The sequence below is a fragment of the Pseudomonas sp. MYb2 genome (genome assembly GCF_002979955.1).
Lineage (GTDB): Bacteria > Pseudomonadota > Gammaproteobacteria > Pseudomonadales > Pseudomonadaceae > Aquipseudomonas.
This window is the reverse complement of the sequence record NZ_PCQC01000022.1, coordinates 23,172-37,701: the sequence shown is the minus strand read 5'-3', so window position 1 is coordinate 37,701 and position 14,530 is coordinate 23,172. Positions and strand designations below refer to the sequence as shown.

18 protein-coding genes are annotated in these 14,530 nt (G+C 59.7%); 10 read left to right on the top strand and 8 right to left on the bottom strand.

All coding sequences use genetic code 11. The features are described 5' to 3' along the window. Nucleotides 1–68: 68 nt before the first annotated feature. From CQ009_RS25970 to CQ009_RS25950, 5 genes are all read left to right on the top strand, one after another. Complete coding sequence (locus CQ009_RS25970; RefSeq protein ID WP_003222798.1) at nt 69–425, top strand: 4a-hydroxytetrahydrobiopterin dehydratase; 357 nt, start codon at nt 69–71, stop codon at nt 423–425. Then, nucleotides 425–1,618 (top strand): amino acid aminotransferase, encoded by a 1,194-nt coding sequence (locus CQ009_RS25965; RefSeq protein WP_105709114.1) that lies wholly within the window; start codon nt 425–427, stop codon nt 1,616–1,618. Before CQ009_RS25970 ends, CQ009_RS25965 begins: the two co-directional genes overlap by 1 nt. 355 nt (nt 1,619–1,973) lie before the next feature. Then, nucleotides 1,974–2,105 carry a hypothetical protein gene (locus CQ009_RS30285; RefSeq protein ID WP_016987951.1) on the top strand — a complete coding sequence of 44 codons (132 nt, stop codon included), beginning with the start codon at nt 1,974–1,976 and terminating at the stop codon, nt 2,103–2,105. A 71-nt stretch (nt 2,106–2,176) separates the two neighbouring features. After that, on the top strand, nt 2,177–2,359 hold the full coding sequence (locus CQ009_RS25955) for a hypothetical protein (protein WP_038364048.1): 183 nt from the start codon (nt 2,177–2,179) through the stop codon (nt 2,357–2,359). Nucleotides 2,360–2,473: 114 nt separating this feature from the next. Beyond that, nucleotides 2,474–3,661: an MFS transporter gene (locus tag CQ009_RS25950; RefSeq protein ID WP_177330960.1), complete on the top strand. Its 1,188-nt coding sequence runs from the start codon at nt 2,474–2,476 to the stop codon at nt 3,659–3,661. On the opposite strand, the gene arfB is transcribed toward CQ009_RS25950, so the two are convergent. Together arfB and CQ009_RS25940 are read right to left on the bottom strand one after the other, a co-directional pair. After that, the gene (arfB, locus tag CQ009_RS25945) at nt 3,658–4,071 is read right to left on the bottom strand and encodes an alternative ribosome rescue aminoacyl-tRNA hydrolase ArfB (protein WP_105709113.1); all 414 of its coding nucleotides are present in this window, start codon (nt 4,069–4,071) and stop codon (nt 3,658–3,660) included. The genes CQ009_RS25950 and arfB overlap by 4 nt on opposite strands. A 227-nt stretch (nt 4,072–4,298) precedes the next feature. Next, entirely contained in the window at nt 4,299–5,711 is a 1,413-nt protein-coding gene (locus CQ009_RS25940) for an amino acid permease (RefSeq protein ID WP_064390824.1), read from the bottom strand. Nucleotides 5,712–6,603: 892 nt separating this feature from the next. On the opposite strand from CQ009_RS25940, the gene CQ009_RS30280 reads away from it, so the two are divergent. Both CQ009_RS30280 and CQ009_RS25935 read left to right on the top strand, forming a co-directional pair. Then, nucleotides 6,604–6,738 (top strand): hypothetical protein, encoded by a 135-nt coding sequence (locus tag CQ009_RS30280; protein WP_064390823.1) that lies wholly within the window; start codon nt 6,604–6,606, stop codon nt 6,736–6,738. A gap of 70 nt (nt 6,739–6,808) precedes the next feature. Next, on the top strand, nt 6,809–7,774 hold the full coding sequence (locus tag CQ009_RS25935) for a hypothetical protein (protein ID WP_064390822.1): 966 nt from the start codon (nt 6,809–6,811) through the stop codon (nt 7,772–7,774). Nucleotides 7,775–7,963: 189 nt separating this feature from the next. Here CQ009_RS25935 and rluB read toward each other — a convergent pair whose 3' ends face one another. The 6 genes from rluB to CQ009_RS25905 all read right to left on the bottom strand — a co-directional run bounded on the left by rluB (nt 7,964) and on the right by CQ009_RS25905 (nt 13,005). Continuing rightward, on the bottom strand, nt 7,964–9,184 hold the full coding sequence (rluB, locus tag CQ009_RS25930; protein ID WP_064390821.1) for a 23S rRNA pseudouridine(2605) synthase RluB: 1,221 nt from the start codon (nt 9,182–9,184) through the stop codon (nt 7,964–7,966). Nucleotides 9,185–9,338: 154 nt separating this feature from the next. Next, the gene (locus CQ009_RS25925) at nt 9,339–9,530 is read right to left on the bottom strand and encodes a DUF1289 domain-containing protein (RefSeq protein WP_105709112.1); all 192 of its coding nucleotides are present in this window, start codon (nt 9,528–9,530) and stop codon (nt 9,339–9,341) included. A gap of 145 nt (nt 9,531–9,675) precedes the next feature. After that, a complete protein-coding gene (gene scpB, locus CQ009_RS25920; RefSeq protein WP_105709111.1) occupies nt 9,676–10,665 on the bottom strand; it encodes an SMC-Scp complex subunit ScpB in 990 nt (329 codons plus the stop codon). A gap of 11 nt (nt 10,666–10,676) precedes the next feature. Further along, on the bottom strand, nt 10,677–11,375 hold the full coding sequence (locus CQ009_RS25915) for a ScpA family protein (RefSeq protein ID WP_172828192.1): 699 nt from the start codon (nt 11,373–11,375) through the stop codon (nt 10,677–10,679). A 123-nt stretch (nt 11,376–11,498) separates the two neighbouring features. Beyond that, nucleotides 11,499–12,128: an L-threonylcarbamoyladenylate synthase gene (locus CQ009_RS25910; protein ID WP_105709141.1), complete on the bottom strand. Its 630-nt coding sequence runs from the start codon at nt 12,126–12,128 to the stop codon at nt 11,499–11,501. A 13-nt stretch (nt 12,129–12,141) separates the two neighbouring features. Beyond that, on the bottom strand, nt 12,142–13,005 hold the full coding sequence (locus CQ009_RS25905; protein WP_064390817.1) for a PHP domain-containing protein: 864 nt from the start codon (nt 13,003–13,005) through the stop codon (nt 12,142–12,144). A gap of 87 nt (nt 13,006–13,092) precedes the next feature. Here CQ009_RS25905 and CQ009_RS25900 point away from each other — a divergent pair, with 87 nt between their 5' ends. From CQ009_RS25900 to CQ009_RS25890, 3 genes are all read left to right on the top strand, one after another. Then, the gene (locus CQ009_RS25900) at nt 13,093–13,689 is read left to right on the top strand and encodes a septation protein A (protein WP_105709110.1); all 597 of its coding nucleotides are present in this window, start codon (nt 13,093–13,095) and stop codon (nt 13,687–13,689) included. A gap of 1 nt (nt 13,690) precedes the next feature. After that, nucleotides 13,691–13,990 carry a YciI family protein gene (locus tag CQ009_RS25895; protein ID WP_007919677.1) on the top strand — a complete coding sequence of 100 codons (300 nt, stop codon included), beginning with the start codon at nt 13,691–13,693 and terminating at the stop codon, nt 13,988–13,990. A gap of 122 nt (nt 13,991–14,112) precedes the next feature. Beyond that, nucleotides 14,113–14,523, top strand: a complete 411-nt coding sequence (locus CQ009_RS25890) for a translation initiation factor 2 (protein WP_064390816.1) — start codon at nt 14,113–14,115, stop codon at nt 14,521–14,523. Nucleotides 14,524–14,530 lie beyond the last annotated feature (7 nt).

Sequence of the window (14,530 nt, the reverse complement as noted above, 5' to 3'; positions counted from 1 at the left end):
CAGAACCCGCTCGCGACTTGCGTGCAAAGATAGTAATTTCCAACAAGAATCGAATTCAGGAACAGACCATGTCCACATTGAACCAAGCCCACTGCGAAGCCTGCCGCGCCGATGCGCCACAAGTCAGCGACGAAGAACTGCCGATCCTGATCAAGCAGATCCCTGACTGGAACATCGAAGTTCGCGACAGCATCATGCAGCTGGAGAAAGTTTTCCTGTTCAAGAACTTCAAGCACGCACTGGCGTTCACCAACGCCGTCGGCGAAATCTCCGAGGCCGAAGGTCATCATCCGGGCCTGCTGACCGAGTGGGGCAAAGTCACCGTGACCTGGTGGAGCCACTCGATCAAAGGCCTGCACCGCAACGACTTCATCATGGCCGCGCGCACTGACGAAGTGGCCAAGACCGCAGAAGGACGCAAGTAATGCACTTCGACGCCATCGGCCGGGTCCCCGGCGACCCGATCCTCGGTTTGATGGAGGCGTATGCGCAGGACAGCAACCCGCGCAAATTCGACCTGGGCGTTGGCGTCTACAAGGATGCCCAAGGCCTGACGCCGATCCCTGAGGCGGTGAAAATCGCCGAAGCGCGCCTGGTCGAAAGCCAGGACACCAAGACTTACATCGGCGGCCACGGCAACCCGCTGTTCGGTAAAGTCATCAATGAGTTGGTGCTCGGCGCTGACTCGAAGCTGATCGCCGAACAACGTGCCGGCGCCACGCAGACACCTGGCGGCACCGGTGCCCTGCGTCTGGCCGCTGACTTCATCGCCCAATGCCTGCCGGGCAAAGGCGTATGGCTGAGCAACCCGACCTGGCCGATCCACGAAACCATCTTCGCCGCGGCCGGGGTCAAGGTCAGCCACTACCCATACGTGGGCAGTGACAACCGTCTCGACGTCGAAGCCATGCTCGCCGTGCTCAATGAAGTGCCCAAAGGCGATGTGGTGCTGCTGCACGCGTGCTGCCACAACCCGACCGGTTTCGACTTGAACCATGACGACTGGCGGCGCGTGCTCGACGTAGTGCACAGTCGCAATCTGCTGCCGCTGATTGACTTTGCCTACCAGGGTTTTGGCGACGGTCTGGAACAGGATGCGTGGTCGACCCGGTTGTTCGCCGCCGAAGTTCCCGAGCTGCTGATCACCAGCTCCTGCTCGAAGAACTTCGGCCTGTATCGCGACCGCACCGGGGCACTGATCGTCTGCGCGAAAAGCGCCGACAAGCTCATCGACATCCGCAGCCAACTGGCCAACATCGCCCGTAACCTGTGGTCGACGCCACCGGATCACGGTGCTGCTGTAGTCGCGACCATCCTCGCCGCCCCGGAGCTGAAAGCGCGCTGGGCCGATGAAGTGGAAGCCATGCGTTTGCGCATTGCGCAACTGCGCAGCGGCCTGGTCGAAGCGCTGGAGCCTCACGGTTTGCGTGAGCGTTTTGCGCACATTGGCGTGCAGCGCGGCATGTTCTCCTACACCGGCCTGTCGCCGGAGCAAGTCAAACAACTGCGCGAGCATCACAGCGTGTACATGGTCAGCTCGGGCCGGGCGAACGTCGCCGGTATCGATGCCACCCGCCTTGCGCTGCTGGCTCAGGCTATCGCTGACGTCAGCCAATAACACCGCAATAACCTGTAGGAGCTGCCGAAGGCTGCAATCTTTTGATCTTGTTTCTAAAGCAGGATCAAAAGATCGCAGCCTCCGGCAGCTCCTACAGTTGATCGTTCCCACGCTCCGCGTGGGAATGCAGCCCGGGACGCTCTGCGTCCCAACAGCGGACGCAGAGCGTCCATTGAGGCATTCCCACGCAGAGCGTTGGAGCGATCAATCTCTCCTCTGGGCCTCCCCTGCGGCCATCTGTCGCATTATTTTGAATTAAAAGTCTGATTGTCATTTTTCCTGCTGTATCCTGCGCAGGCTTTCCAAAAGCGCGGATCGACCAGATCTATCAACAGACTTAGCGAGGAGCGCAACCATGCACGAGATTCCTAATCTCCCCTTCCCAAGCCTGCACGTACCTGAGCAGACGACCACGCAACAAGCCGGCGCGGGGCAGCCCGAGCCGAAAGAAGCCGTTGAGAGCCGTCCGGCCGACAACGAAGAGTAAGACCCGTCGTACAGACCGTGTGGAAAGCGCTAACATGCGCTTTCCACACTGCCTGAAACTTCGAGCCCGCCATGACCGACGAATTCTCTGAAAGCCAAGCCGCCGTACTGATCGGCGCCACCGAGAAAATGATCGACATCTGGAACCGGCTCTCTCCCGAGAAACAAGCCGCCCTGCTCGCTCGATTTGGCAGCGAAGAAAATGCCCTGGCGGCGCTGGTCACCACGCAACTGGTTGCCCCGGCCAAGTCCTGAAGCGACCACCGGGTAAATAGTTTTACTTTTCCCGCCCCAGAGTGCTCCGCGCCGGTATCATAAGCAGCCTATCTAATCTGCCGTTCCCGTGGATCGTTACCCATGTCGTCCTCTATGTCCGAGCCCCAGCGCCCCCTGGCGGTTACGCTGCAAGTCGTTTCCATCGTCCTCTTCACCTTTATCGGTTACCTGAACATCGGCATTCCGCTGGCGGTGCTGCCCGGCTATGTCCACAGCGATCTCGGTTTCGGCGCGGTGATCGCCGGCCTGGTGATCAGCGTGCAATACCTCGCCACCCTGCTCAGCCGCCCGTATGCCGGCAAGATCATCGACAACCAGGGCAGCAAACGCGCCGTGATGATTGGCCTCGCCGGTTGTGGTTTGAGCGGCGTGTTCATGCTGATTTCGGCGTGGACACCGAACCTGCCGACACTCAGCCTGATCAGCCTGTTGATCGGTCGACTGGTATTGGGCAGCGCCGAAAGCCTGGTGGGCTCAGGCTCGATTGGCTGGGGCATTGGCCGCGTGGGCGCGGCAAATACGGCCAAGGTGATTTCCTGGAACGGCATCGCCAGTTACGGCGCACTGGCGGTCGGCGCGCCGTTCGGCGTGTGGCTGGTCGGCCAGTTGGGTTTGTGGAGCATGGGCGTCAGCATCATCTTGCTCGCCGCGCTGGGCCTGCTGCTGGCCTGGCCGAAAACACCGGCACCGATTGTCGCCGGCGAGCGCCTGCCGTTCATGCATGTGCTCGGCAAAGTGTTTCCCCACGGGTGCGGCCTGGCGCTGGGCTCGATCGGTTTCGGCACCATCGCCACGTTCATCACCCTGTATTACGCGACGCAGCATTGGGAAAACGCGGTGCTGTGCCTGAGCCTGTTCGGCGCCAGCTTCATTGGCGCGCGCCTGCTGTTTGGCAACTTGATCAATCGCCTCGGTGGCTTCCGCGTGGCGATTGCCTGCCTGTCGGTGGAAACCCTCGGCCTGCTGCTGTTGTGGCTGGCGCCGGACGCGCACTGGGCATTGGCCGGTGCGGCGTTGAGTGGTTTCGGCTTCTCGCTGGTGTTCCCGGCGCTGGGCGTGGAGGCGGTGAACCTGGTACCGGCATCCAGCCGTGGCGCGGCGGTCGGCGCTTATTCACTGTTCATCGATTTATCGCTGGGGATCACCGGCCCACTGGCCGGTGCAATTGCGGCGGGTTTCGGTTTTGCCTCGATCTTCCTCTTCGCCGCCCTCGCCGCGTTGAGCGGACTGGCGTTAAGCGTGTATCTGTACAAGCACACCACCAAGTATCGCGAGGACTAGAAATCCACCTTGCCGCGCCCGGCCTTGATGCTGCCGCGCTTGGTCTTCGATTCAAGCCGACGCTTCTTGGAGCCGAGGGTCGGTTTGGTCGGGCGACGTTTCTTTTCGACTTTGGTGGCGCTGAGGATCAGCTCGACCAGTCGTTCCAGCGCATCGGCGCGGTTGGCCTCCTGCGTACGATATTGCTGCGCTTTGATGATCAACACGCCGTCGCTGGTGATGCGACTGTCGCGCAGCGCCAGCAGCCGTTCCTTGTAGAACTCGGGCAAGGACGAGGCCGGGATGTCGAAGCGCAGGTGCATGGCGCTGGAGACCTTGTTGACGTTCTGCCCGCCGGCGCCTTGCGCGCGGATGGCGGTCAATTCGATCTCGACATCCGGCAGATGCACATTGTTGGAAATCACCAGCATGGAGAAGCGTCCGTATTCAGAGCGTGCAGGATACCGCGAAACCGATGCGAGGCCTGACGAAGATCCCCTGTAGGAGTGAGCCTGCTCGCGATAGCGGTGTATCAGTAGACGAATTTGTACCTGACACACTGCTATCGCGAGCAGGCTCACTCCTACAGGGGTTTTGTGTGAATCCTGAAAATGACAAACCCGGCACTTGGCCGGGTTTGTTGTTTCTGCGCGCGCGATTATTTGGCGGTCGCAGGCACCGCAGCTTGCGCACTGCGCTTGTTCTTGATCACGTAGCAAACCCACATGAACACGACCCACACCGGAATCGCGTACACCGAGATCTGAATCCCCGGGATCAACAGCATCACGCCAAGGATGAACACCACGAACGCCAGGCAGACATAGTTGCCGTACGGGTACCACAGGGCCTTGAACAGCGGCGTCTGCTTCGTTTTGTTCATGTGTTGACGGAACTTGAAGTGCGAGAAGCTGATCATCGCCCAGTTGATCACCAACGTCGCAACCACCAGCGACATCAGCAGTTCCAGCGCACTGTGCGGGATCAGGTAGTTCAGCAACACGGCAATCACGGTCACCGCCGCCGAAGCCAGAATCGAACGCACCGGCACGCCGCGCTTGTCGATCTTCGCCAGACCTTTCGGCGCATCGCCCTGCTCGGCCATGCCCAGTAGCATGCGGCTGTTGCAGTAGGTGCCGCTGTTGTACACCGACAATGCCGCAGTCAGTACCACGAAGTTGAGGATGTGCGCGGCGGTGTTGCTGCCGAGCATCGAGAACACTTGTACGAACGGGCTGCCGCTGTAGGAATCACCGGACGCATTGAGGGTTTCCAGCAGGCTGTCCCATGGGGTCAGCGACAGCAGGATCACCAGTGCACCGATGTAGAAAATCAGGATCCGGTAGATCACCTGGTTGATCGCTTTCGGGATCACGGTTTTTGGCTTGTCGGCTTCCGCTGCGGTGAAACCGAGCATTTCCAGACCACCGAAGGAGAACATGATGATCGCCATGGCCATCACCAGACCGCTGACGCCGTTGGGGAAGAACCCGCCATGCGACCACAGGTTGGTTACCGAAGCTTGCGGGCCGCCGTTGCCGCTGACCAGCAGGTAGCTGCCGAGCGCAATCATGCCGACGATTGCCACGACCTTGATGATTGCGAACCAGAATTCGGCTTCACCGAAGACTTTGACGTTGGCCAGGTTGATCGCATTGATCAGCACGAAGAAGGCTGCCGCAGAAGCCCAGGTCGGAATGTCCGGCGCCCAGTAGTGAATGTACTTGCCGACCGCGGTCAGCTCCGACATGCCCACCAGAATGTACAGGATCCAGCAGTTCCAGCCCGACAGGAAGCCGGCGAAGCCACCCCAGTACTTGTGCGCGAAATGGCTGAAGGAACCGGCCACCGGCTCTTCGACGATCATTTCGCCCAACTGGCGCATGATCATGAAGGCGATGAAGCCGCAGATGGCATAGCCGAGGATCATCGACGGGCCGGCGGATTTGAGCACCCCGGCCGAGCCGAGGAACAATCCGGTACCGATCGCGCCACCGAGGGCGATCAGTTGAATGTGGCGATTTTTCAGGCCGCGTTTAAGCGTACCTGATTGCGAGGGTTGTCCACTCATGAAAAAGGTCTCACGCAAGGTTTGATGATGTTCAGTAGACGTTGCTGCAAGGTTGCGATTTCAGGCAGCCCCGATCAAACCCCAGCGCAGGCACCAGGAGTTCAGCTCATTTACAACGGTCATGCGTCACCTGTTTGTTTTTATCTGTGACGAAATCGAACCCGAAACGCTTGTGGCGCCACGGAGTGAACAAGGCGGTTAGCCTTGAGATTTGCGCGATTACGCAGAGGGTCACAGTTAAAACGCGGCGCATTGTACACCGCTAACCCCCTGCTGCCAGACCCCGCTGGATCAGCGTGGCGGTTGCCGGGATTGCGTGTGTCCGCCACGAGAACCTCGGGCGGCTGCAAAAATTGAGTCAGGCCTTTGCAAGCCATCGACGCGGACGAGGAAAAAACCGTCCCACGGAGAGAAGTGGAAATCAGTCACGGCGTTCATTGCGCCTCCTTCTTGTTATGCACCTGCACGACAGGCATGGGGCGCATCACACCCTGCAAATGCCTTTGAAACAAGCGCGCCAGAGCCTCGCAAGGCGCCTGGCAGGCAAGGCTTCGGCAGCTTTTCCTTACAGCGCCCGCACCGAGGTTGATTCACTGGGTTTTACCGCGGTTTTCGTAAATATTTCTTTACGCTACGTAACGAATAATTTCCTCTTCAGAGATTTCTGTAGGACGTCTGCAAATTGACGGTAGCAAGCTTGCTAATGAAATTGGTCGCTAGTTTTTTGTTTTTAAATAAGAAAAACGCAGCCTAAAAACAGAACAAAAAGTCTATTTAAATTTTAAATAAATAATTTTTTGCATTACAAAAAACCTTGAACTAGGTTCTTCACGTCTCGCCGGCCACCTCGACCGGCCAGTCACAACCGTGAAAGTCATCTAGGAGATCGACCATGCAACTGGAAAAAGACTTGGACACCGAACTGCAACTGGACGAATGGTTTGAAGCACCGACCCACGAGGCGGCTGTGGAAATGATGCAAGCCGACGCGGTGGTTCCGTTCGGCACGGCGATGTGGCCTCTGTAAGACATCCCGGGCAGGCACGATCCGGCCGGTCGTGCCTGCCGCTTTCTTCACGGTCAGTCAGGGAGGACTCATGGATAAGCCCCGCGCGATCTCGCATTTCCTTTACTACCTCGAACATCACCCAGCCCTTGCCGGCCTCGACTCGGCAAAGGTACTGCTCGGCCATACGGCTGATTACGCAGCGCTGACCGGCGCCATCGCCGAACAGGCTGGCGATCATCCACGCTTCACGTTCAGCGCCCGGCGCCTGGACCTCGACAGCACCGCGACGCTGACTTCGGCAATCACCGACAGCGATCTGTACATTTTCTTCTACGACTCTTCCACCCTGCCCAACCCGCGCCCAGAAGGCCCGGAGTTTGTCCGTGCGCTGCAAGGCGTGATGGCGGAAAACTGGAAGAAGTCGCTGCTGTTCAAGGACTACGGCGAGTATTTCTACGACACCTTCAGCGTCACGCCGCAGCGGATTGCCGGGCTGAACAGCCATTTGATCCAGCGCATGTCCCACGCAACCACGCTGAGTTTCAAGGACGATGACGGCTCATGGTTTGAAACACCGCTGAGCAGCATCAAGAAATGGACCGACATCAACGGTGTCGGCAACTTCGACCTCGCGCCGGGTGAAATCGCCACGCACAGCGAGGCCATAAACGGCCATGTGAAATTCAAGGGCACGTTCCTCAGCACCATCCCGTTTGCGCGCAAATACGGCGTGCTGGAATCGCCGCTGGAACTGTGGATCGAGAATTCGACCATCAGCCGCATCGCCACTGATGTGCCGGGGCTGGAGCATGATTTCAACAAATACCTGGACGCCAATCCTTCGAACCGGCGGATTGAAGAGTTGGGGATTGGCACCAATGAAGGCGTGAAGGATTTGTATGCGCGCAATGCCGGGTTTGAGGAGCGGCATTGTGGCTTGCACCTTGGATTGGGCGGTGGCGCCAAGGGCAGTCATCACCTCGACCTGATCTTCTCGGGCGGAGTTTTGGCGCTGGATGACAAGCCGGTGTTTGATGGGCGATTTGTGTTTTAGGGCCGGCACCTGATCGTTCCCACGCTCCGCGTGGGAATGCAGCCCGGGACGCTCCGCGTCCCTCTAGAGCCGAACGCGGAGCGTCCGTTGAGGCATTCCCACGCAGAGCGTTGGAACGATCGGTGTGCGCCAGACGAAAAAAAACGCCAACCCTGCGGTTGGCGTTTTTTCATTCGGCGCTAAACCCGATCACTCAGGCTTCTTGCGACCAAACCCCGGACGCTGACCAGACCCTGCCGGTGCGCCGCGACGCTTGCCCGACGGCTTGTCGCCATCAGCCAGCTTGATCCCCGGACGCTTCGGCGCAGGCTTGGCCGGGCGCTTGTTGGTGGTGTCTGCTGGACGATCCGCCACTGGCGTGCCACGACCGGCAGGTGCACCACGCTCGCCACGCTCAGTACGACCGTTGGCCGGACGCGGAGCGCGCTCGCCGTCGCGGGCAACCGGCTTGCGACCTGGACGCTCGCCTTCGATCTGCGGCTCGCGGCTAGGACGTGGGCCGGTCGGCGCGCCAGCGGCTGGACGCAGCGTGCGTACGCGCTCGGTCTTGCCCATTGGGCGCGACGATTTGCGCTGCATACGCTCAAGCTTGTCTTTGCTCTTGGCGTTGAGTTGCGGCATCGCCACCGGCGTCAGGCCGACTTCAGCACTGAGAATGTCGACTTCGTACTGGCTCATTTCGCGCCAGCGGCCCATCGGCAGGTCGGAATTGAGGAACACCGGACCGAAACGCACGCGCTTCAGACGGCTGACCACCAGACCTTGCGATTCCCACAGGCGACGAACCTCACGGTTACGACCTTCCATCACCACGCAGTGGTACCAGTGGTTGAAGCCTTCGCCACCCGGCGCCTGCTTGATGTCGGTGAACTTGGCCGGGCCGTCTTCCAGCACCACGCCCGCTTTCAGACGCTCGATCATTTCGTCGTCGACTTCACCGCGTACACGCACGGCGTACTCACGGTCCATCTCGTAGGACGGGTGCATCAGGCGGTTGGCCAGCTCACCGTCGGTGGTGAACATCAGCAGACCAGTGGTGTTGATGTCGAGACGACCGATGTTGATCCAGCGGCCTTCTTTCGGACGCGGCAGCTTGTCGAACACGGTCGGACGGCCTTCCGGGTCGTCACGGGTGCAGATCTCGCCATCGGGTTTGTTGTACATGATCACGCGGCGTACCGATTCGGCCGCCTCTTCGCGCTTGATCACCTTGCCATCAATGGTGATGGCGTCGTGCATGTCGACGCGCAGGCCGAGGGTGGCGTCTTTGCCATTGACCTTGATCCGGCCCTGGCTGATCCAGGATTCCACGTCACGGCGCGAGCCGACGCCGATACGGGCGAGGACTTTCTGCAGTTTTTCGCCTGCTGGGCCGATTTCCTGGTCGTCTTTCTGATTGATGTCACTCATCTGGGCACCTCCCGGTGTGGTCTGTTCAGGCGCTCTGAATTGAGCGCCTGAAGCATTGAAATCTGGGTTCTCGGCCGAAGGGATCGGCGAAGGGTCGCGAATCATACGCGGATGTGCGCCGTCGCGCATCAGAGACTAGCTGATCGATCGACAGTTATTTCTTTTTCCGCCGACCGGCGCCACCAAGTTTGATCAGGCGCAGTGCGGCTTCGGCCAGTACGGTGCGCTTGTCGTCCTTGTCGAGTTTCTTCCAGGCCTTGATTTCGCGTTTGCTGCGGCCACAGCCGAGGCAGATGTCGTCGGTGAATTTGCAGACGCTGATGCAGGGGTCTTTGGTGGAACTCATCGCCTTCTCCGGAAAAACACAAATCCTTTGTAGGAGTGAGCCTGCTCGCGATTGCGGTGTGTCAGTCGACATCTTCTTGGCAGATACACCGCAATCGCGAGCAGGCTCACTCCTACAGGGGGTTCGCGGTGTCCTTGGAATCGGATCAGTCTTCGAACTCGCGGCGTTCGGCTTCGATCGCTTCGGCCAGGGCGCGGGCTTCGGCTTCTTCTTCGCTTAGCTCGGGTTCGGGCGTGGGTTGTTCGAGGGCAGCGACGGCGGCCAACAATTTCTCGCGGGCCTCAGCGACGCCGAGAATGTCCTCTTCCGGTTCGGCTTCGGGCACAGCTTCGAGTTCAACTTCGATGGTTGGCTCGGCGATCTGTGGCTCAGGCTCAGACTCAACTTCTGCTTCAACCGTCGGTGCCTCACCATCCGCCGCATCGCGCAGCAAATCGTCGAAGTCGGTCTTGATCCCCTCCTCCATGCTGTCCAGTTCCAGCAACAGCGTATGGAAACTGGTTTCCTCTTTCTCCTCCTCGGGCTCGGCGCTGGCGTCGGCCAACTCCTGCAAACTCTGCGGCACCGGTGCGTCGTCAAAATCGAGCACCGGGTCGGTTTCCATTTCGCGCAGTTCGGCCAATGGCGGCAGGTCTTCGAGGTTTTTCAGGTTGAAGTGATCGAGAAACATCTTGGTAGTCGCAAACATTGCCGGTTTGCCCGGCACATCACGATAACCAACAACACGAATCCACTCGCGCTCCAGCAAGGTCTTGACGATGTTGCTGTTCACCGCCACACCGCGCACGTCTTCGATCTCGCCACGGGTGATCGGCTGGCGATAGGCGATCAACGCGATCGTTTCCAGTAGCGCACGGGAATAGCGCTGCGGGCGCTCCTCCCAGAGTCGGCCGACCCACGGCGAAAACTTCTCGCGAATCTGCAAACGGTAGCCCGACGAGACTTCCTTGAGTTCGAAGGCGCGGCCCTCGCAGGACTTGCCCAGCAGCGTCAGGGCTTTCTTGAAGACTGCAGGCTCAGGCCGCTCGCCTTCTTCAAACAGTTCAAACAGGCGCTCAAGGGATTGCGGCTTTCCCGAGGCCAACAGAAAGGCTTCAAGCAGGGGCGCCAGCTCGCGGGGTTCAGTCAGGTTCATGTTTCGACTCGTTATTCGGCTCGGGCTCGCACGTGGATCGCGGCGAACGGCTCATTCTGCACCAGCTCGACCAAGGATTCCTTGACCAGTTCAAGGATCGCCATAAAGGTCACCACCACACCCAGTCGCCCTTCTTCGGCGGTGAACAGCTCGACAAACGGTACAAAACCGCCGCCCTTGAGCCGTTCCAGCACATCGCTCATGCGCTCGCGGGTGGACAATGCCTCACGGCTGACCTGGTGGCTTTCAAACATATCGCCACGGCGCAGCACTTCGGCCATGCACATCAAAATCTCTTCCAGCGCCACGTCCGGCAACAGCTTGCGCGCGCGGGCTTCCGGGGCGTCGAGCTTGGGCACGATCACGTCGCGACCGACCCTGCTCAAGCCGTCGATGCCTTCAGCGGCGGCCTTGAAGCGCTCGTATTCCTGCAAGCGGCGGATCAGTTCGGCGCGCGGGTCATCTTCTTCGTCTTCGACGGTTTCGGCACGCGGCAGGAGCATGCGCGATTTGATCTCGGCGAGCATCGCGGCCATCACCAGATACTCGGCGGCGAGTTCCAGACGCACCGACTGCATCAACTCGACATAGCCCATGTACTGGCGGGTGATTTCCGCCACAGGGATGTCGAGGATGTTGATGTTCTGTTTGCGGATCAGGTACAGCAGCAGGTCGAGCGGGCCTTCGAAAGCTTCAAGAAAGACTTCCAGCGCATCCGGCGGGATATACAGGTCCAGCGGCATTTCCATGACCGCCTGACCATAGACCATGGCAAACGGCAGCTCCTGCTGGGCGCCGGCCTGGGGATCGACTACGGTTTCCACTGCGGACATTCAGGCCTCGACCATGAACGGCGTCGGATCGCCGCAACCGACGCGCACGACTTCCGGGTCATCGCCGGTCAGGTCGATCACGGTGGAAGCTTTGATACCACCGAAACCGCCATCGATGATCAGGTCCACCTGGTGTTCAAGCAATTGGCGCATTTCGTGGGGATCGCTCAGCGGGTCTTCATCGCCAGGCATGATCAGGGTCACGCTCATCAGCGGCTCGCCAAGTTCGGCCAGCAGTGCCAGCGCGATCGGCTGGCTAGGTACGCGCAGGCCGATGGTGCGTTTCTTCGGATGCAGCAACAGCCGGGGCACTTCGCGGGTGGCATTGAGGATGAAGGTGTAAGGCCCCGGCAGATGGGCTTTGAGAATACGAAAGGTACCGGTGTCGATCTTGGCGTAGTTACCCAGTTGCGACAGGTCACTGCAGATCAGCGCGAAGTTGTGTTTGTCATCGAGCTGACGCAGGCGGCGCACGCGCTCAATGGCGGTCTTGTCGCCGATCTGGCAACCGATCGCATAGGAAGAGTCCGTGGGATACACCACCACCCCACCTTTGCGGATGATCTCGACCGCCTGTTTGATCAGGCGCGCTTGCGGGTTTTCCGGATGTATCTGGAAAAATTGACTCACATTTTCTACCTGTTCAGACGGCGGCAATAACTGTGTCATGTTTGAACCGACACCACAGGGGTGGAAGGTCCTCGGGAACCGGCCGGTACTGGCCGATCTCGGACCAGCCGCCAGGGCCATGGAAGTCACTGCCGGCGCTGACCAGCAGACCGAACTCACGGGCAAGGATTGCCAGGCTGCCGACCTGTTCCGCAGGCTGATGGCCATTGACCACCTCGATTGCATGCCCGCCTGCTTGAATATAGTCGGCAATCAGCTTTCGGCGCTTGCTGCGAGTGAAATCGTAGTGCCACGGGTGCGCCAGGCTGACCCAGGCATTGGCGGCGCGCAACGTGCCGACGGTGTCTTCCAGCGTCGGCCAATGCAATTTGACGTCACCGAGCTTGCCGGCGCCGAGCCATTTGCGAAATGCCTCGGCGCGATCCTTTACAAACCCTTCACGCACCATCCAGTCAGCGAAATGCGGACGGGCCGGGGCGTTGCCGCTGTCGCCCAGTTCCTGCTGCACCTGCCGGGCGCCTTCAAGGGCACCGGGCATGCCCTTGAGGGCGAGCTTGCGGCTTATTTCTTCCGACCGCAGCCAGCGGCCATCGTGCAATTTGGCGATCGCCTCGACCAACGGCGCGGCGTTGACGTCAAAACCGTAGCCCAGCACATGAATGGTCGCGCCGCCCCAGGTACAGGACAATTCGACACCGTTGACCAGTTGCATCCCCAGTTCATTGGCGGCCGTGCGCGCTTCGGCCAGGCCTTCGAGGGTGTCGTGGTCAGTCAACGACAGGACTCGCACGCCGTTCTCGAACGCACGCGCAACCAGAACCGCAGGCGCCAGGGCGCCATCGGAGGCCGTGCTATGGCAGTGCAAATCTACATTCACGGAGAGTTGTAACCTCAAATCAGCTGGCGCTATCGCGCGCCCATATGTTTGTTATTATGCCGCCACATCCAGCTTCTGGCTCTCACTGTGAAACAATTCATCGATTTCATCCCGCTTCTGCTGTTCTTCATCGTTTACAAACTTGATCCACGGGTTGTCGACATCGCTGGCCATGAAGTGACTGTAGGCGGTATTTACAGCGCCACGGCGATGCTGATCATCAGTTCCCTGGTGGTGTATGGCGCGTTGTTCATCAAACAGCGCAAGCTGGAAAAGAGCCAATGGCTGACCCTGATCGCCTGTCTGGTGTTCGGCAGCCTGACGCTCGCCTTCCATAGCGAGACCTTCCTGAAATGGAAAGCGCCGGTGGTCAACTGGCTGTTCGCCGTTGCTTTCATCGGCAGCCACTTCATTGGTGACCGCCTGCTGATCAAACGCATCATGGGTCACGCGCTGACCCTGCCGGATCCGGTCTGGACCCGTCTGAACATCGCCTGGATCGCCTTTTTCCTGTTCTGCGGGGCTGCCAACCTGTTCGTCGCCTTCACCTTCCAGAGCATCTGGGTCGATTTCAAGGTGTTCGGCAGCCTCGGCATGACCGTGCTGTTCCTGGTCGCACAGGGCATTTACCTGTCGCGCCACCTGCACGACGCCGATACCACAACACCAAAAACCGAGGACTGACATGCTCTACGCAATCATTGCCACCGACGTCGCCAACTCGCTGGAAGCACGCCTGGCCGCACGCCCTGCGCATCTGGAACGCCTGCAAGCGCTCAAGGGCGAAGGCCGCATCGTATTGGCCGGCCCGCACCCGGCCGTCGACAGCAATGATCCGGGCGCAGCGGGTTTCACCGGCAGCCTGATCGTCGCCGAATTCGACTCCCTGAGCGCTGCGCAGGCGTGGGCTGACGCCGATCCGTACATCGCCGCAGGCGTCTACGCCAACGTCGTCGTCAAGCCGTTCAAGCAAGTCCTGCCGTAACTTTCCTGCGCAAGTCTCTCCCACGCGATGAACCTTGTCGGTTCATCGCGTTCTCAATCGCTCATTATTCTCGTTCGCCTGCCGACAACCTGCCCAATATCCATTTGGAAGCAGGTGTAGCGATGCGCAAGGGTCCGTTGTGTCTGATGTTGGTCTCGTTGTCGATGATGACGCCCGCCCATGGTGAGGAATCCACCGAAGGCGGCAGCTCCACGCCATTGTCGCTGAGTGCCGGCAGCCAGATCACCGAACTGCAGCAGCGCCTCAAGGCCAGCGAGCAGCAACGGGAAGAATTGAGCAAACAACTGCAAACTGCCGACAACACCCGCGAAAGCGCCCAGCTCGCCCGGCTGCGCCAAGAGAACCAGCGCCTCAAGCTGCAACTCAAGGAAGCCCAGGCCAGCCCGGTGCCGCGACTGTTGACCGACCAGCAGCAGTGGTTCGTCACGGGAGCAGGAGTAGCGCTATTGGCGCTGCTCTGCGGTATCTTTGCCAGTGGAGCAAGCCGAAAACGTCGGCAATGGCTAAATTGAGTGAGTC